Raw genomic sequence first — 17706 nt, forward strand, 5'->3', positions numbered from 1 at the left:
TGCAGCCGCGGATGCCCCCGACCGGCCCGGTGAAACCCGGGCCTGCACTCAGCCGCCGGGCTGATGCAATTCCCGCAGCGAGGCCCGATCGGTACGGCCGGTCTTGGCCATCAGGCGGGCGACGTGCTTCTCCACGGTGCGCGGGGACAGGTGCAGCTGTTCGGCGATCTCCCGGTTGCTCAGCCGCACGGCCAGCAGGCCGAGAATCTCGTACTCCCGCACGGTGACCCCGGAGGCCCGCAGCGGCCCGGGAATGGCGTCCCGGCCGTCGCGCCGCTGCCCCACCGAGACACCGGCCCGGCGCAGCATCGCCCGGCAGGCCCCGGCGACCGCCGCGGTCTCGGCCCGATGGAAATACTCCTCGGCCTCCCGCAGCCACGCGACCGGATCCCCCCAGCCGTCGGCCAGCGCCGCCTCGGCGCCCAGCCGCAGCACCAGGTTCCGGGCCATCGGATAGATCGCGGCGGCGTCGATCGCGGCCGCCGCCGACACCCCGGCCGCCGCCCGATCGCCGCGCCGGCCGGCCAGCACCGCCCGGGCCATCAGCGCGAACTGGTGATTCCAGCGCAGCAGGGCGGCGCCGTCCCCGAGCGCCGCCTCGTCGAGATCACCGGCCAGCGCGCGCAGCAGCAGATGCAGCCCGAACCGGCCGTTGAGCGGCGACATGGCCGGGTTCCCGCCGTTGGCCTCGGCCGCGTGGCGCAGGTCGTCGAGGGCGCGCTCCCGGTTCTCCTCCAGCAGCGAACAGAACGCCCGGGCCAGCCCGAAGACCTTGGCGTCGGCCCACGGGCTCTCGCCGTGCGAGCGGCGCAGGTCGGCGACCGCCTGATCCATCTCCCGGCGCCGGCTCTGGTGGGCCGCGATCACCGCGCCGGTCTGCCGCAGGTGACCCGCGGTCTCGACCAGGCGCAGCCGGGTCGCCGCCGGCAGCAGGCTGTCGATCATGCGGGCGGCCTCGTCGTAGCCGCCCTGCAACGCCAGCTGCAGCGCCGCGCTCGCCTCGGCCTGATACGCCGCGGTCACCGCGCCGGCCGCCCGCGCGTCCAGGCTGACCTGCCGCAACCGTCGCAGGTCACCGTCGCGGGCGGCGTCGTCGTTGCCGAGCCGGACCAGCGCGTGGATCTCCCAGAGGCGCAGGCCGTGCCCGATCGCCAGCCGCCGCGAGCGTTCCAGGCAGGCGGTGGCCTCGTCGATGTCGCGCTGCCGCAGCAACGATCCCAGCAGCTGCCAGGCCTGACAGGCCACCACCGGCAGATCGCTGCGCTCGGCGACCGCCGCGGCCCGCCGGGCCATGCCCTCGGCCAGGTCGAAGTTGCGCCGGCCGGGCAGTTCGACGACGAGGTGGGCGGCGACCACGTCGATGGCGGCCAGCTCGGCCGGGGTCGCGTGGTCGCCCAGCCGGCGCCGGGCGGCGTCGATCTGGGCCAGGCCGACCTCGGTCGAGGCGGCGAAGACGGCGGCCCAGGCCAGCCGGGTGTGCAGGGCGGCCATCCGGCTGCGCCCGAGCTCCCGGTCGAGGCGGTCGAACTGCTCGACCATGGCCAGCGCGCGATCCACCTGGCCGGCCTCGACCAGCGCCTGGACCAGCTGCTCACTGATGTCGGCCCGCAGCGCGGCGTCGTCGCCGGCCAGCGCCACCGCCTGTTCGAGCAGGTCGACGGCCGAGGCCGCGGCGCCGTCGGTGAGCGCCCGCCGCGCGGCCTCCAGCAGGTGGCGGGCGGCGATCGACCGGTCGCCGGCCTGCGTCCGCAACCGGGCCACGAGCTGGCACAGAACCCCGGGCAGCCCGGGGTCGAGCGCCTCCACCGCCTCGGCCGCCTGCCGGGACAGCTCGACCCGGTAGCTGGAGGGGAACGTGTCGAGCAGCGCGCCCGCGGTCATCGGATGCCGGAACGAACACCAGTCGAGCCCCGCCTCCTGGCTGTCGGCCCGCATCAGCTCGGCCGGCAGCCCGGCGTGCAACCGGCGGCTCAGCTCCTCCTCGCCGAGCCCGGTCATGGCCCGCAGCGCGGCCCGCGGGGCGCGCTCACCGAAGACCGCGGCGGCCAGCAGCAGACGCCGCGGCTCCTGCTCACAGCCCTGCAGGCGGCGGGCGACCCGCCGGGACAACGACCCCGGAACGTACGAGGTGAGCCGCCGGGCCAGGCGCCAGCCCCGCTCGTCGCGGCCCAGCAGCTCACCCTCGATCAGATCGGCCAGCAGGTCCGCGGCCAGCGACGGATTGCCGGCGCTGACCCGCCAGGCCAGGTCGAGCACGTCGTCGGGAACCTCCGCGGCCGGGCACTCCAGCCGGGACGCGACGAACGCGCTCAGATCGCCCTGGTCGAACCGGCCCAGATCGACCAGCCCGGCCGCGCCCCGCCGGGCCGCGCTGCCGGCCAGGTCGAGCGCCGGACTGTCGTGGTCCAGCAGGCTGGCGACCAGCGCCACGGGCTGCCCGGCCAGGTTGTCGGCCAGGTACTCGACGATGGTCAGGGTCTCCGGGTCGGCCGCCTGCAGATCGTCGAGCACCAGCAGGCAGCCCCGCTCCCGGCCGGCCAGCCCGAGCAGCCGCAGCACCCCCTCGGCCAGCACGATCAGCGGCTGCTCGTCGGGCACCGCGCCGGGCTCACGCCACTCGGGGATCAGCCGGCCCAGGATCACCCGGTACGGCCCCAGGGTGGCGGCGACGTCGGGGCCGGCCGTCCGGGCGAAGGCCATCAGGGCCTCGGTGAGCGGCCGGAACGGCGTCGACGGGGCCAGGACACTGGCCCGCCCGCGGAGCACGACCATGCCCGCACCGGCGGCGACCCGCCCGCACTCGGCCAGCAGGCGCGACCGGCCGACCCCGCTCTCGCCGCGGACGAAGACACTGCCGCCGGCGCCCTCCCGCGCCCCCGCGAGCACGGCCTCGGCTTGCCGCAGTGGCTTGTCGTGGCCGGACGGGCGGGACGCGGGCGCGGTCATCACAGCCAAGCTACCGAGGGCGAGGCGCGGGTGTCCATCGTGGAACGCGGCGGTGGACCCGCGATCGACGACGGTCGTGGTCACACCAGGTTGGGCGGCACGATGATGCAGCAGCCGGTTCCGGCCACGTACCTGATCAGGTCGTCGCCCCCGGCCAGGCTCGCGCTCGCGCCCCCGGCCACCGGCAGCGCGGCGGCGACGGCGATACCGGCCATCACCAGCACCCGGGCGAATCGGCGCCGCCGGCCACCACTGCTGTTCACATTCTTTTCCATTTATCTGCCCCCAATTCCGCGTCGGTGAGAAGCGGCGGCAACCCGCCGCTTCGACACGCTTTCACGCGGCCCGGGCCGGTACATGGGGGCGTTGCACCCATGTTTTCCGGATCAGGGGGTGCGGCGATGCGATTCGCCGACCTAGATGGGACATGTCGTGATTCCCGGTGTCACTCAGGGTGTTTCGCCAACTGCACAAAGGGGCCAAGAGTCCGGGGCACCGACCGTTTTCACATAGGCGACCAGTGGCTCCGCGGCCAGCCGGAACGCGTCCAGGTCGGCGAATCCGCGGTCGTTCACCGCCGCCGTGAGGTCGTCGCAACCCCAGAGCCCGGCAAAGGTACGGTCGATCACCTCGGTGCGGAAACGCATCCGCCGCTCGGGCCGCCGGGGATCCGGCCGGGGCAGCCGCTCGTTGATCCGCTCGGCCGCGGCCACGATCCCGCGCGCCTGGTCGAGCGCACCGGAGCGGGCCAGCGCGGGCGGCAACTGCCGGTCACCGATCGCCGCGTGCACCGCCGTACCGAAGGATCTCGAAAGAACCCGCAGGACCGCCTCGTCGTGGGCGAGCTCGTGTTCGGCCGGGCCGAGCCAGGCCCAGGCCGCCGAGTCGCGGGGCTCGCCGGCCAGAAGGCCGAGCCGCCGGGCGGCCGACAGCGCGGCGGCCTCCGGATCGGTCGCGTCCTCGGCGTCGCCGATCCGGGCCAGGACGGCGGCCCGGTGCTCGGCCGGGAAGCGCGGATGCAGCAGCATCACGGCGGCGATCGCGGCCGCGTCGCCGACCCACCGGTCACCCACGGCGGCGCCGCCGTGCCGGGCCTTCCAGCTCGCGAAGTACGCGGTGTCGACGTTCTCGATCGGCCGGTCCGAGCCGTCGTGCGGCGCCGGGGCCGCGGGGCGCGACAGCAGCCGCCGGGCGTCCTCGGCCTTGGCGTCCACCGGGTTCGCCGCGTGCCAGGCCAGGAACCGGTCGATCGCGTCGCCGGCCAGGTCCCGGCGCGCGGCCCGCTCCAGCTGCCGGTAGCCGCGCATGCGGAACGGCATGGCCGCGGCCAGGGCCACGAGATCGGCCTGCTCGGCCGGGGTCAGGACGGCGGCGGCGGTGGCCCGGCGCAACGCCACCCGGATGTTGGCCAGCGGGACGCTCAGCGCCCGGTGACCCTCCTCGGCCGGGCCGTGCACGATCGCCACCTCGTCGTCCCCGGTGATCACGCCGTCGCGGTACATCTCGAAGATCTCGCCGACGCCGCGCATGCCCAGCGGCCACAGCTCGGCCGCCCGCAGCGCGCCCATGCTGCTGCTGCCGGCCACGGTCACGCCGTTGCGGAGCAGGTGCAGGATCTCCCGGTGGCGGACCGGCGCGACCCGCATGAACAGGCCGTCGATCAGGAAGACGACGTCGCCCGGGCGGGCGTCCAGGCGCAGCAGGTCGCCGTGCGCCACCGGCGGCAGGATCGTCGCCCCGGGCCGCAGGGCGGCCGCCTCGGCGGTGGCCAGGCTCGGCCCGACAAAAACGAACTCACGCATCGTCGCCCTCCAGACCGGTCGCCAGGGCCCGCTCGTCGAACAGTCGCAAGCCGGGCGCGAACACCTTGCTGACCGGCAGCCCGAGATCGTCGTGGGTCAGGTCGACCACGAACGGCTCGACGCCGGTCCGTGCCTCGATCCGGCCGGCGCAGTAGCGCAACGCCTCGGCCGCACTGCCGGCCGTGGCCACCGGCGCCCCGACGGCCCGGCGGGGGAGTCCGGCGCTGGACAGCGGCGGCTGGGCCAGCGGGTCGGCGAGCCGGTAGACGTCGACGTCGATGTCGTCGCGCGCCCCGGACACCACACCGATCCGCGACTGGGCCGCCTCGGACAGGGCCCGCCCGACCGCCACCGCGGGATCCAGGTGGCAGCCGAAACCGCCGCACATCATCGGCATCTCCACCGACCAGACCGACGCGGCGAAGCAGGGCACCCCCAGGTCGTTGGTCAGCTCACTGACCTCCACGCGGCATCCCGCGCCCAGGATCGCGGCCAGCACCGCCCGGGTCACCGGATGCGCGGCCGTGTCCGGGTCCACGTGCCGGCGCCGGGCGAACGGGATGGCCGGGAACGGTGTCACGCAGTCCCGTTCGATCAGCTCGAACATCGCGTGCAGGGTGGCCTCGTCGGCGGTGTTGCCGATCGCCAGGCCGTTGCTGGTCGGCCGGAACAGCACCTGCGGCCAGCCGCGCCCGCGGGTGAAGTCGAGCTCGATCAGCGCCCGGGGCACCAGCACCTCGGCGCCGGTGCGCAGGCCCCGGCCGCGCACCCAGTCGAGCACGAACGACGGGGTCAGCGGCGAGCGCGGGGCCAGGGCGAGCGCGGACAGGTCGTACGGCAGGGCGAGGTCGCGGGCCGGCGCGGTGACCACGGTCGGCAGGACCAGGTTCTCCGCGTGCCAGGCCTCGATGCTCTCCATGGCGGCGCCGACGCGGGCCTGCTCGTGGTCGAGGCCGGTGCCCATGCTCACCGCCACGGTCCGGCTGTCCGGCCGGTAGGCGGCATGGGTCGGCAGGCCGATCTCGTCGAGCCCGGTCAGATCGGCCACCCGGGTGATCCCGAAGGCGGGCAGCAGCGGGCTGATCCGCTGCCACGTCTGCTCCGCGGTCGCCGAGCGGAATCCGTGACCGGTGCGGTCGGTGACGGTCGTCGTCATGGTCGACTCCCTCCTGCGGCGCGGCGCGCCAGGCCTGGGCCGGGCGCGCCGCGACAGCGAGAACCTGCTGGTCAGAGGATGATGATGATCACCACGAGGCCGCCCGCGACGGTCTCCAGCTGGTCGTCGGTCAGCTCGCTGAGGTCGACCAGCGGCGTCTCCGGGACGTGCAGGATGTGCTGGCCCGGGGTCTTGGTCCAGTCGCCGATGACCTCGTCCTTGGTGAACAGCGACTCCTTCTGGCCGCGGTCCAGGGTGACGGTCGCGCCGGCGTCGACCGGCAGGCCGGCCTCGGTGGCGTACTTGGTCGGGTCGGCGAGCAGCTTGGTCAGTTCGGCGTCGTCGCGCCACACGCCGAGCATCAGCTCGGAGTACTTGCGGACGAAGGTCTCGGGGCTGGCGATGGCGGTCATGGTGTCCCCTTTTCGAGAAGTGGATCCGGGTTCTGTCCATGAGCCTATGAGCGCCTTTCCCCGAGCCCAAGGAAAAATGCTCGATTACATCGATCCGTGCCATTCGAAGCTTTTGGACAACAGGAAATGGCCCGCCGATATCCGATATCGGCGGGCCATTCTTTCCCGGGGGGTCAGGTACAGCAGCAGGGGCAGCAGCAAGCGCACGTGGTGTCCAGGCCGGCCACCACGCTGTCCAGCTCGTCCTCGTCCAGCGCGGCCTCCTCGACCTCGCCGATCGGGGGCACGAACAGGGTGAACGTTCCCGTTTCGAGGCAGTCACGCCAGGCCGCGACCTGGATCTCGAGGTCGGGGGAGGCCAGGCCGTCCCGGACGACGGTGACGGCCACGCCGTCCGGCACGTCCAGGCCGTAATCGAGCAGAAGGCCCCGCGGATCGGTGCCCAATCGTATTTCCGTGGCCGGATCGGCCCAGACGTCGGCGACCAGTCGGCTGTAGGCGGCGATGAGGACCGCCCGTTCCGTGGAATTCATTGTCCCTCCATTCTTCACCTGCCGTCGATCCTGCTGCGGATTGTTCCGCGCGCCAATGCGGGGACGCCGATGACGGTGAATTCCACCGCGGCCGGACCGTCAGCGGAACGGATCGGTGTCATCGTCCGGCCCGGTCAGCAGCTGCCGCCGGGCCAGGGCGTGGAACAGCCCGTCACGGTCGGCCATCAGCGCGTCGAACGACCCCTGCTGGACGACCCGGCCCCGGTCCATCACCACCACGGTGTCGGCGTTGCGCACGGTCGACAGCCGGTGGGCGATGACCACCCGGGACGCCGCGAGCTGCTGCGTGCTGGCGGTGACGACCTCCTGCGTACGGTTGTCGAGCGCGCTGGTGGCCTCGTCGAAGAGCAGGACCCGGGGATGGTGGATCAACGCGCGGGCGATCAGGATGCGCTGCCGCTGCCCGACCGAGAGCGTGCCGCCGCCGAACGGCACCATCGTGGCCATCCCCATCGGCAGCCGGTTGACGTCCTCGTCGAGCCCGGCCATGGCCGCGGCCGCCCACACCTCGTCCAGGGTGAAGTCGCCGGTGCCGCAGATGTTCTCCCGGATCGTCCCGGCGAACAGCCGCCCGTCCTGCAGCACCACCCCGCACTGCCGGCGCACCGCGTGCACGTCGAGTTCGGCCAGGTCCTGACCGTCGTAGAGGACCGATCCGCTGTCCGGATGCTCGAAACCGAGCAGCAGGCGCAGCAGCGTCGACTTGCCGCAGCCGCTCGGGCCGACGATCGCCACGAACTCGCCCGAGCTGACCTGCAGCGAGACGTCCTGCAGCACCGGTGGATCATCCGGGTTGTAGCCGAACGTCACCTGGTTGAGCTCGATCTCGCCGCGCAGCTCACCCGGGTCGATGCGGTGCGGCGGCCGTTCCGGTTGCACGTCCAGGACCAGGTCGAGAGCGGTCAGGCGGGGCAGCGCGGCCAGCACCTCCACCCCCGAGGAGACGAGCACCAGCAGGGAGCCCAGCAGCAGCATGAACGCCACGTTGACGATGAAGAACGCCGTCTCGCCCAGGCCACCGCGCAACGGGCCGGCCAGCAAGGTCAACAGAATCAACTGCCCGGCCACGGGTACGGAGGAAGCCACCGCCATGATCGTGGCCTGCACCCGCCGCACGCGTTGCAGCGCCGTGCGCGACGCCGAGTTCCCGTCGGCCCAGCGGGCGTAGGCCCGGTCCTCGGCCCGCGCCAGCTTGATCTTGCTGATGCCGCCGAGCAGCTGATTGGCCAGCGCCGCGGTCCGATGCTCGACCGGCAGCGCCTGCCGCTGGCGGCGGACCACCACCGAGCCGCAGGCCCAGGTGAACCCGGCCAGGCACAGCGTCACGACGACGCCGTACACCCCGATGGGTGGGCTGGTCGCGAAGAGCAGGCCGAGAATGGTGACGGCGGCGAAAGCCGCCGGAACCGCCTGGGTGAGGATGCCGCTGAGCACCTCCCGGGTGAACGAGATGCCCAGGACCGCGTTGGCCAGTTCCCCGCTGGGATGCGCGCGGAAGAACCGCACCGGCAACCGGATCAGGCGGTCCCAGACCGCGGACTGCGCGGCGTTCTCCAGCCGCCCCTCGATTCGCAGCAGGCGCAGGTTCTGCGCGACCGCGAGCATGGCGGTGACGACCGCACCGGCCAGGAACAGCAGCGACACCCCGCCGATGCCGGAGAACGTGCCCTCCCGGGCCAGCGCCCCCAGCACCAGGCCGGAGATCAGCGGGGTGGCCAGACTCAGCACGGCCACCAGGAAGCCGCTGGCCAGCAGGCCGTAGAGGTCACCACCGGTGCCCCGCAACCCCAGCCGCAGCAGGTCGGACGGGCCGGCCCGCTGCGGCAGCGGCACCTGGACCTGGGTCGCCAGCTTCTGGTAACCGGCCGCCCCGGCCTTGTCCACCCGCGTGCGGGCCCCGGTGTCCGGGTCGACCTCGTGGTAGCGGCCCCGCCGGAACAGCAGCGGCACCGCCTCGTCGGACGGCGACCGCCAGCCGATCAGCGGCCCGAGGTCGCGCCGCCACCAGCCGCCGGGCAGCTTCACCTCGCGCAGGTGCAGGGCGGAACTGCGGGCCACGACCAGCACCGCGGCCCGGTCACCGGTCGGCGGGCGGGTGCGGTCGGCCGGCTCGGTCACGGGAGTCTCGGCGTCCTCGGTCAACCGGCTCAGCATCGCCACCGCGCGCTGGGTGAAGTCGCGGCGCACCTGGGACACCTCGGCCGGCGGGGCGCGATGCGCGCCGAGCACGCCCAGAGCCCGGCGGGCCGAGGCGGCCACCGTCTCGGCGTCGACGCGTTCGCGATCGGCGATCGTACGCCGAAATTCTTCCTCGTCGGCCTCGATGCTGACCTGGATGATCCGTTTCAGCCGGGCCAGATGCCGGTCCACGGCGGGCCACAGATCGCCGGTCAGCATCAGATCCACCGACGACAGACACTCGACCGCGCACGCCGTGACCGCGGTGAACCAGTCCCGGCCGGCCACCATCAGCAGCTCGTCGAGGTCGGAGACCTCGGCGTCACCGGCGTCGTTGCGCATGATCTGGCCACCGGCCGACCGCACCCACCACACCCCGGACACGCTGGTCACCGACGCGCCCGCGGCCAGCGAGCCGAGCCGGCGCGGGGCCAGCGCGGCCGCCTCCCGCGGCGCCTGCCCGATGCGCAGCGTGTCGGCGACGGCCAGCAACGCCCGGTCCAGGCCCGCGGTCACGGCCAGGGCGGTCACCGTGGCGGTCGGCACGCCGTCGGCGTCGACCTGGGCGCGGACCTGATGCAGGAGTTCGGCGGTCACGCCGTACACCCGGGTGCCGGGCAGCGGCACCAGCAGCAGCCGCCAGGCGCCCAGCGCGTTCGGGCTCGGCATCAGCCCGCCGTCCGGGATCCGGGCCACGAAGTGCCGCCGCGACACCTGACCGCCGAGCCGGGACCGGACCGCGAACAGGTCGGCCGCCCCGCCCCGGACCAGGTAGGCGGCGTGCCGGCCGTTGAGCCGGCACGGACCGGCCGGCATCGGCTCGGCCCGATCGGTGAGCCCGGACGGCACCCCGGTCATCTCCATCTCACTGCTCCCGTACGAGTTGGGCGTAGTGGCCGCCGCGGGCCAGCAGATCGTCGTGGGTGCCCTGTTCGACCACCCGGCCCTGATCCAGGACCACGATCAGGTCGCAGTCGCGGACCGTGGACAGCCGATGCGCCACGATCAGGCAGGTCGCGCCCCGCCGCCGCAGGTTGTGGTCGACCAGCAGCTCGGTCTGGGCGTCGAGCGCGCTGGTCGCCTCGTCCAGCACCAGCACCCGGGGCCGGCGCACCAGGGCCCGGGCGATCTCCAGGCGCTGCCGCTGACCGCCGGAGAAGTTCAGCCCGCCCTCGCGGACCAGGCCGGACAGGCCACCGGGCCGGGCCGACACCTCCTGGAAGACGGCGGCGTCGCGCAGCGCGCTGATGATCTGGTCCTCGGCGACGGTCGGGTCCCACATCGTCACGTTCTCCCGGATGGTGCCCTCGAACAGCAGCTGGTCCTGGTCGACCATGGCGACCACGGCGGCCCAGACCCGCGGATCCACCTCGGCCGAGGTGAGGTCGTCGACGGTGATCCGGCCCGACCACGGCTCGTGCAGACCGGCGACGAGCCGTCCGACCGTCGACTTGCCGCTGCCCGAACCACCGACCAGCGCGACCCGCGCACCGGGCGGCAGATCCAGGCTGAAGTCGCTGATCAGCGGCTTGGCCATCGGGTTGTAGCCGAACGTGACGTCGGAGATGCGGACGTGGCCCTCGACCGGGCCGGCCGGCGTCACCGCCCGCGGCACCGCCGGCACCGGATAGCGCTCGACGTCGCGCAGCCGGCTCAGGTCGGCGCTCATCTCCTGCAACCGGGAGCCGAGCGCGGTCAGGCTGGTCACCGGCCGGTTCATCGCGGTCGACAGGCCCTGCATGGCGGTGAGCACGCCCACGCCCAGCGCGCCCTCCAGGACCCGCCGGCTGCCCAGGCCGAGCAGGACCGCGGTGTTCATGGCGGCCAGCAGCGGCGGCACGGCCGACAGCACCGCCGTGGGCACGCCGAGCCGCTGCTGGCCGGAGAGCACCGCCGCGGCCCGCCCGGCGAACCGCTGGAACCCGAGCTGCTCACCGCCGGCCGCCTTGAACGACTCGATCATCTGGATGGTGGTGTAGACCGTGGCGAACAGCTGGCCCCGATCGGCCTGCAACCCGGCGACCGCGGTGGTCCGCCGCATCGACACGTAGCGCAGCACGACCACGTTGAGGCCGGCGAACGCCATCGACAACAGGCCCAGCAGCGGGTCGTACTGGCACATCAGGACGCCGTAGGCCAGCACCAGGAACATGTCGATGGCGGTACCGGCCATTCGGCGGGTGACGACGTCGGCGACCATCTCGTTGCTGCGGATCCGCTGGGTCAGGTCGGCCGCCTGCCGCTGGGTGAAGAAGGCCAGCGGCAGCCGGAACAGGTGCCGGACGAACCGGGCCGCCCCGCTGAGCGCCAGCGTCGCCTCGGCCCGGACCATCAGGCGCTGCTGCAGCAGCCCGGCGACCAGGGTCAGCGCGATCGCCACCAGCATCCCGGCGACCAGCCCGGCCAGCGCCGCCGAATCCCCGCCGCCGAGCAGCACCCGGTCCACGAAGACCCGGGTGAACGTCGGCATGGCCAGGCTGACCAGGGCCAGGATCAGACCCAGCAGGACGGTCAGGGTGACCGTCGAGGCCATCCCGCGCAGCCGGCGGGCCAGGGCGGGCAGGATCCGGTAGCGCCCGCCGCCGCGGCGGAACTCCGGGCCCGGCTCCATGGCCAGGGCGATGCCGGTGAACGCGCCGTCGAACTCCTCCCAGCTCACCGCCCGCGGACCGGTGGCCGGATCGTTGAGGTAGACCTTGCGGCCCAGCCCCTCCAGGACGACGAAGTGCTGGAACTTCCAGAACAGCACGGCCGGCAACGGCAGGTCGGGCAGGCCGGGCAGATCCAGTTGCAGGCCGCGGGCGGTCAGGCCGTACTTGCGGGCGCCCTTGATGACACTGGCCGCGGTCGACCCGTCCCGGCTGACCCCGCACGTCTCCCGCAACTCCTCCAGGGGCACGTGCCGGCCGAAGTGGCCCAGGACGATGGCCAGGGCGGCGGCGCCGCACTCGACGGCCTCCATCTGGATCACCGTGGGCGTGCGGACCCGCCGCTTGCGGGAGCGCACGCGCTGCACCTCGGCGGTCATCGGGCCAGCATCCAGTCGATCGGGTGTTCGGCGGCGATGACGAACCGGGCGGTGACCCGGCTGGCCGAGGTCAGCCGGAACGGCGGTGACGCCTTGGTCCAGCGCAGGCCGCTCGGCGACTCCGGGTCGGGATCGAGCCGGACCGTCACCCGGACCACCGACCCGGCGGCGAGCAGCGTGCCGACGTCCTGCCGGTCACCCAGGAAGGCGCGCAGCGACGCGTCCGACTCGGGGAACGCGCCGACCGACGAGACCGTGCCCCGGATCGTGCCGAACACCGGCTGCGGGGCCGCGTCGGCGGTCACCTCGACCCGGCTCCCGGGGTGCATGACCGGGGCGTACGAGGCCGGCAGCCAGACCACCGCCTGCAACGCGTCACCGGGGGAGTCGAGTCGTTCCATGTCGGCCACCCGGGTGCCCGGCTGCAGCAGCTCGCCCTCGTTGACCAGCCACTGCACGACGTACGCGTCCCACGGCGAGGCGACCGTGCGGATCTTGCCGGCCGGGTCGACGACGCTGTACAGCGGACGGCCCCGGGCGACCCGCTGGTTCGGGCCCACCCACACCTCGGCGACCTGGCCGCTCGCGGTGGCGTCCAGTCCGGACACCCCGGCCGAGTGGACCAGGACGCCGTCGGCCCGGACCGCGCGGACCACCTCGCCGGTCACCGCCCAGATGCCGGCCGCCGCGACGATCACCAGCAGCGCGCCGGTGACCAGCCACGTCGGGACCGTGGCGAGGCGGACGACCTCGTCCAGCTGCTCGGGACCCTCCAGTTTCTGCAGGGCCTGCTTGCGGAATCTCATCGGTCCTCCGGCCTGCGCGAGCCGAGTACGGAATCCTCCGGCCGGCGCGAGCCGAGCAGGAAGTCGGCCACCGCCGGTTCGACCAGCGGGTCGAGGCCGCTGAGCGCGGCGAACGCGGCCGAGTCGCCCGCGCCCAGGGCGCACGGGGCCAGGCCCATGGCGGTGGCGACCAGGTACATCAGCCCGGTCAGCACGCCCGCGTTCTTCAGGATCATCGCGTAGCCGAGACCCTCGTACTTCCACATCAGCCGCTGCACCCGGGCGGTGACGACCAGGACGATCTGCGGGTCACCCTCCATCGCGCTGGCCGCCCGGGCGTACGACACCAGCCGGTCCGCGCCCGGCCGCCCGTTCACCAGCTCCAGCCGATGTCCGTGCGACTCGTAGTGGTACAGGCCGGGATCGAGGCCGTCGCACATGCTGACCAGGGCGTACACCTCCAGCTCGTAGACCGCGCCGGCCCCCGGGTAGGGCCGCCGCGCCACTTCGAGACCGCCGGAGTCGGCCACGTCGGTGGCCCGTTGCACCCGGGCCAGGAACTCGGCCAGCTGGGCCAGGGTGATCGGGTGCCGGTCGTCGTGCCGGCGCAGGCTGCGCCGGGCCCGGACGACGTCGGTCAGCGAGTCGTCGGTCTTGGCGACGGCGTCCAGGTCCGGTTCCGGCAGCGTGATCACCGGGGCTCCGGCGAACTCGTGGCGTACCGGCGGGGCGGCGAGTCGGCCGCGGAACGGGAACGTGCCGCCCACCGGGAACGCGTGCCGCCCCGGCCGGGACCGGTCGTGCAGGGCCAGGTCCTCCGGCGACCAGAAGACCAGCGGCGGATCGTCGCCCTCGGCGGCCCGGTCGGCCGGTGGCACCAGCACCCGCGCGGCCAGCAACTCGTCGAGCACCCGCCCGGCCCCGGCCGCGTCCAGGCCGGTGTCCGCGGCCAGCCCGGCCACGTCGCAGCCGTCGTCCCCGGCGGCCCGGCCCAGCGCGACCGCCAGCCGCGGGTCGAGGCAGGCGACACCGTGATCGCCGAGCGGGCTCGACGACACCAGCGCGCCGGCCTCCGCGCGCAGCGTCGCGAACCGGGACAGCCGGTAGCCGACCGCGGGCCGGTGGCGGGCCGCCCCGGGACGGCCGTCGCCGGCGCCCAGCCCGCGGGGGCGGATCTCGGCGATCGGACGGTCGGCGTCGGACAACCGGCGTCGCAGCCAGCCGTGCCGGACCAGGCGGCGCAGCAACGCGTACGCGGGAAGGACTTTGCCCTCCCCCTCGGAACCGGTGACCAGGCGGCCGACCTCGACCTCACCGACCCAGCCCTCGGCCAGGCGCAGCACCAGGGCTCGCCGGCCGACGCCGAGCCGGTCCAGACGCAACCGGAACCGACTCTGGCGGATCACCACCGACCCGTCCGGTGGCGTCTCCACCTCGGCGTCCTCGCGTATGCGGTAGAACTCCTCCACCCTGCCCACCCTCTTCCGGTCTTGCGGCTCAGAAATAGACGCTGCGCGGATTGGCCGAGCTCTCGTCGGCGGCGACCGGGAGGCGACCCAGCCGCGCCGGGACCTCCCACAACCGGCCCGGCCCGAGCCGGCGCCAGAAGTGCCGCAGACCGGGCACGATCACCTTGACGACGGCCAGTTCCAGATCGGGGCGGGACTGGTCGAGGACGATGACCTCCAGGCCCGCGCCGGCGGCCATCCGCACGCACGCCGCCACGTCGGCCGCCAGGTCGTGGGTGGCCAGCGACGCCGGGGCGGCCCGGGTGCCGGCCGGGGCCAGCCAGGTCTCGTCCTCGACGCGTACGGTGCTCAGCCACTCGACCGTGTCCGGGTCGGTGATGCCGGGCCGGGCCGACCCGTCGGCCGGGTTCTGCACCATCGGCAGGAACTGGTTCAGCTCGGTGATCGCCCGGGTGGCGGCGACCGCCGGATCGAAGTGGGCGCCGAAGCCGATCAGCACGTCCCCGCCGGTGAGCCGGGGCGACACCGCGGCGTAGACCGGGATCGGCAGGTCGGCGGTGAGGTCCAGCAGCCACAGGTCCCGCCGGTAGCGCCGCCGGTAGAGAGTCTGGACGGCGGCCGGCCACGGGTCACCGAACGCGTGCAGGTCAACCCCGGGCACCCGGGAGCGGTGATACCACCACAGCGCCACCGCGTCGCGTTCCACCAGCTCGCAGAAGCCCTGGACGACGGCCTCGGCCGGGCTGTTCCCGGCCGCGCTGCCGTTGGAGTCGGACGGGCCCTCCGGGTGGCCGTACCAGCAGTACGAGGCGGGCAGCGCCCGTGGCCGGTCGTGGGTCAGCGACCAGCCGGCACTCCAGTCGATGACGGCGTCGTCGGACGGTGGCACCGGGATCCGGTGGAAGTGCGACGAGCCGGCGTTGAACCGATCCCGGCCGGCGTACTGCCGGTCGGAGAAGTGCAGCAGCTCGCGGGGGTGCACGGCCCGTTCGGGACCCAGGTCGGTCCAGCTCGCCCGGTGGACCGGGCGGTCGCCGCGCCAGACCCCGCAGTACCGCTCGATCGCCTCGCCGAGCGCGCCGGCCCGGGCCTGCGCCTCGGTGCGTCCCTTGCCGCCGCTCTGCCCGCGCAGGTTGCGCCGCAACGTCACCGGGCTGGTGGCCTGCGCGAAGTTGTGCCCGGCGGAGAAACCGAAGAGCAGGCCGTTGTCGTTGCCGTCGAGCGGCGTCACGCGGGTGACGACACCCAGGTACGGGCTGATGTGCCGGCTCAGCCGTTCCAGGGTCTGCTCGGCGGTCACCGCCCGGCCCTCGGCGCCGGTGTAGGGCGCCGGCGGGAACGTCATCGCCGTCGGTTCCGCCGGCCCGGGGGTTCCGCAGGCCGGGCACTGGGGTTGCCGGACCAGCGTGTGATCCTGGCTGGTCAGATCCCGGCTGTCCAGAGTGATCATCCGCCCGGTCAGCCGGGCCGAGGATCCGGTCACGGCGAGCACCGGCAGCTCGGCCGCGAGCAGCCCGGCCACCACCCCGGCCAGCGGGGGCAGGGTCGCCCGGGCCGCCCGCGGCCGGTCGCCGAGGCGGTCGGCCAGGTACTTCTCCACCTGCTCGTTGTCCTCCCAGCGCCGGCGCAGGCAGACCCAGCAGCCGGTGACCCCGGGCCGCAGGTGCGGGCCGAGCACCAGCACGTTGCCGACCGGGCGGACCAGGGTCCACGAACGGCCGGCTTCCAGGAGGTACGTGTTGAGCGCGTCCAGCCGCGGGTCGGTCATCGCCTCGACGACCACCACGAGCTGGGCGTCACCGGCCGTGTCGAGCCGCCGCCGGAGATCGGGCGCGTCGATCGGGACCCGCTCGACGTGCGGCCCGTGCCCGGCCAGCAGATCGGCCAGCGGCTTGGCCGTGGCCGCTCCGGCGTCCACGACCACGACCCGGCCGCCGGCCAGCCAGCGGTCCGCGGCCTCCGGGTCGACGCCGCGGGCGTCCCAGGCCGCGGCGTGCCCGGCCGGGACGGTGGCCGGGCCGTCGGTCAGCAGGCCGAGCCGGTCCATCCGGCGCAGGGCGGCGGCCAGCTCCGGGACGGTGAACCGGTCGCCCAGCGCGGCGGCCAGGTCGGCGAACGTGCGGGTGCCGTCGAGGAGCCCGGCCAGCGCGGCCGCGGCCGCGTTGTCGATCAGGAGGTTCCGGCCCTCGCCGACGACGGCCAGGTGCCCGTCGACCGGGAAAGGTTGATAGTCGGCGCGAAGCCGGGGACGGCCGGTCAGCGGCACGGGTTCCTCCAGACGTGGGGGCTAGGTCGGCTCGACCGAGGTCGCGGTGTCCAGCAGGCCCAGCACGGTGGCGGCCCCGGTCGGGGGCACGAGCAGCAGGAACACTTCGAGGCGGGACACGGTCAGGGCCTCGCCGGACACCGGCTCGCGGTGGCCGGTGGCGGTGACGTCCGGGCTCTCCACCGGCAGCGTCACCCGGCCGCCCTTCCTGTCGGCGGTGAGCCGATCGGTGGCGTACAGGGTCAGGAAGGTCAGCACCCCGCCGCCGGCCGGCGCCGCGCACGCGGACCATTCCGAACCGGTGAGCGTCCGGGCCACGGTGATGCCGGCCGCCGACATCTGCTGGTGGTAGATCGACCATCCGGCGGCCAGCTGCTGGTCCAGCACCCGGCTCGGGGCGACGAGCTCGCCGGTGCCGGCGGCGATCGTGCGGGCGAACAGTTCGGCGACCAGGGCGCTGCGCTGCGACTCCGGGAGCAGGGCGGTGCCGGAGCCGGCGGTCGCGCCCGCGATCGACCGGGCGGCGGGCGCCATGTCGGCGCTGACCTGCACGTTGTGGCTCAGCCGCCAGGCGCCGTCCGGGCCCTTGAGGAAGTGGCTGACGTCGACCGGGCTCATCTCCTCGCCGGTGAGCCGCAGGCTCGCGGTGGCCAGGAAGCAGGGCAGGTCCTCGTGCGGGGCGGCGAACACCGGGTCGGTGTGCCGGAACGCCGGCTGGGACCGGCCGGTGATCTTGGCGCGGTTCACCGCGGCGACGCTGAACTGCAGCGACGGGCTGGTCTCCTGACCCTTGAGGGCTTCGACGTTCCCGCCGGCCGAGGCGGCCGAGTCGGCCTCGTCGAAGGCGGCCAGGATCGAGGCGTACGCCGGTGACGACGTCCCGGGCGTGCCGGCCACGGCCGGTTCCCCGGCCGGCCCGGCGCAGGCGGTGAGCAGCAGGGCGAGCAGGAGGGCGCCGGCGCCGCGTCGAGGATTGGGCAGGCTCATCCGATACTCCCGGGGTTGATCGCGTACCGTCGCCGTCGAGTATCTGCAGGCGCCGGGGCGATCCGGCCCGATCACGTCGAACCCGGCCGATGCGTTCCCGACCGGGACACCGGACGACGTCA

Annotated in this window: 12 protein-coding genes; all 12 read right to left on the reverse strand. The window is 74.1% G+C overall.

Annotation, left to right across the window (positions count from 1 at the left end; translation table 11 throughout):
• Positions 1 to 48: 48 nt before the first annotated feature.
• Positions 49 to 2946, reverse strand: a complete 2898-nt coding sequence (locus ACSHV8_RS01780) for an ATP-binding protein (RefSeq protein ID WP_436528697.1) — start codon at positions 2944 to 2946, stop codon at positions 49 to 51.
• Positions 2947 to 3026: 80 nt separating this feature from the next.
• Positions 3027 to 3221, reverse strand: a complete 195-nt coding sequence (locus ACSHV8_RS01785) for a hypothetical protein (protein ID WP_436528699.1) — start codon at positions 3219 to 3221, stop codon at positions 3027 to 3029.
• Positions 3222 to 3395: 174 nt separating this feature from the next.
• On the reverse strand, positions 3396 to 4748 hold the full coding sequence (locus ACSHV8_RS01790) for a TfuA-like protein (RefSeq protein WP_436528701.1): 1353 nt from the start codon (positions 4746 to 4748) through the stop codon (positions 3396 to 3398).
• The gene (locus tag ACSHV8_RS01795; protein WP_436528703.1) at positions 4741 to 5904 is read right to left on the reverse strand and encodes a YcaO-like family protein; all 1164 of its coding nucleotides are present in this window, start codon (positions 5902 to 5904) and stop codon (positions 4741 to 4743) included. Before ACSHV8_RS01795 ends, ACSHV8_RS01790 begins: the two co-directional genes overlap by 8 nt.
• A gap of 71 nt (positions 5905 to 5975) precedes the next feature.
• Positions 5976 to 6317 (reverse strand): hypothetical protein, encoded by a 342-nt coding sequence (locus ACSHV8_RS01800; protein WP_436528705.1) that lies wholly within the window; start codon positions 6315 to 6317, stop codon positions 5976 to 5978.
• A gap of 173 nt (positions 6318 to 6490) precedes the next feature.
• Entirely contained in the window at positions 6491 to 6850 is a 360-nt protein-coding gene (locus ACSHV8_RS01805; protein ID WP_436528707.1) for a hypothetical protein, read from the reverse strand.
• A gap of 99 nt (positions 6851 to 6949) precedes the next feature.
• Positions 6950 to 9913, reverse strand: coding sequence for an NHLP bacteriocin export ABC transporter permease/ATPase subunit (locus tag ACSHV8_RS01810; RefSeq protein ID WP_436528709.1), 2964 nt, complete (start codon positions 9911 to 9913; stop codon positions 6950 to 6952).
• A 1-nt stretch (position 9914) separates the two neighbouring features.
• On the reverse strand, positions 9915 to 12077 hold the full coding sequence (locus ACSHV8_RS01815; protein WP_436528711.1) for an NHLP family bacteriocin export ABC transporter peptidase/permease/ATPase subunit: 2163 nt from the start codon (positions 12075 to 12077) through the stop codon (positions 9915 to 9917).
• On the reverse strand, positions 12074 to 12883 hold the full coding sequence (locus ACSHV8_RS01820; RefSeq protein ID WP_436528713.1) for an HlyD family efflux transporter periplasmic adaptor subunit: 810 nt from the start codon (positions 12881 to 12883) through the stop codon (positions 12074 to 12076). Before ACSHV8_RS01820 ends, ACSHV8_RS01815 begins: the two co-directional genes overlap by 4 nt.
• Positions 12880 to 14331 (reverse strand): SagB family peptide dehydrogenase, encoded by a 1452-nt coding sequence (locus ACSHV8_RS01825; RefSeq protein ID WP_436528714.1) that lies wholly within the window; start codon positions 14329 to 14331, stop codon positions 12880 to 12882. Before ACSHV8_RS01825 ends, ACSHV8_RS01820 begins: the two co-directional genes overlap by 4 nt.
• 28 nt (positions 14332 to 14359) lie before the next feature.
• The gene (locus ACSHV8_RS01830; RefSeq protein WP_436528716.1) at positions 14360 to 16597 is read right to left on the reverse strand and encodes a TOMM precursor leader peptide-binding protein; all 2238 of its coding nucleotides are present in this window, start codon (positions 16595 to 16597) and stop codon (positions 14360 to 14362) included.
• Positions 16598 to 16618: 21 nt separating this feature from the next.
• On the reverse strand, positions 16619 to 17584 hold the full coding sequence (locus tag ACSHV8_RS01835) for a hypothetical protein (RefSeq protein ID WP_436528718.1): 966 nt from the start codon (positions 17582 to 17584) through the stop codon (positions 16619 to 16621).
• Positions 17585 to 17706 lie beyond the last annotated feature (122 nt).

The sequence above is a fragment of the Actinoplanes sp. HUAS TT8 genome, from assembly GCF_051380535.1.
Lineage (GTDB): Bacteria > Actinomycetota > Actinomycetes > Mycobacteriales > Micromonosporaceae > Actinoplanes.

Bases quoted from the DNA above. Each gene is read 5' to 3' on its own strand.
- ACSHV8_RS01780 (WP_436528697.1), bottom strand. From the start codon at position 2,946: ATGACCGCGCCCGCGTCCCGCCCGTCCGGCCACGACAAGCCACTGCGG.
- ACSHV8_RS01785 (WP_436528699.1), bottom strand. From the start codon at position 3,221: ATGGAAAAGAATGTGAACAGCAGTGGTGGCCGGCGGCGCCGATTCGCC.
- ACSHV8_RS01790 (WP_436528701.1), bottom strand. From the start codon at position 4,748: ATGCGTGAGTTCGTTTTTGTCGGGCCGAGCCTGGCCACCGCCGAGGCG.
- ACSHV8_RS01795 (WP_436528703.1), bottom strand. From the start codon at position 5,904: ATGACGACGACCGTCACCGACCGCACCGGTCACGGATTCCGCTCGGCG.
- ACSHV8_RS01800 (WP_436528705.1), bottom strand. From the start codon at position 6,317: ATGACCGCCATCGCCAGCCCCGAGACCTTCGTCCGCAAGTACTCCGAG.
- ACSHV8_RS01805 (WP_436528707.1), bottom strand. From the start codon at position 6,850: ATGAATTCCACGGAACGGGCGGTCCTCATCGCCGCCTACAGCCGACTG.
- ACSHV8_RS01810 (WP_436528709.1), bottom strand. From the start codon at position 9,913: ATGGAGATGACCGGGGTGCCGTCCGGGCTCACCGATCGGGCCGAGCCG.
- ACSHV8_RS01815 (WP_436528711.1), bottom strand. From the start codon at position 12,077: ATGACCGCCGAGGTGCAGCGCGTGCGCTCCCGCAAGCGGCGGGTCCGC.
- ACSHV8_RS01820 (WP_436528713.1), bottom strand. From the start codon at position 12,883: ATGAGATTCCGCAAGCAGGCCCTGCAGAAACTGGAGGGTCCCGAGCAG.
- ACSHV8_RS01835 (WP_436528718.1), bottom strand. From the start codon at position 17,584: ATGAGCCTGCCCAATCCTCGACGCGGCGCCGGCGCCCTCCTGCTCGCC.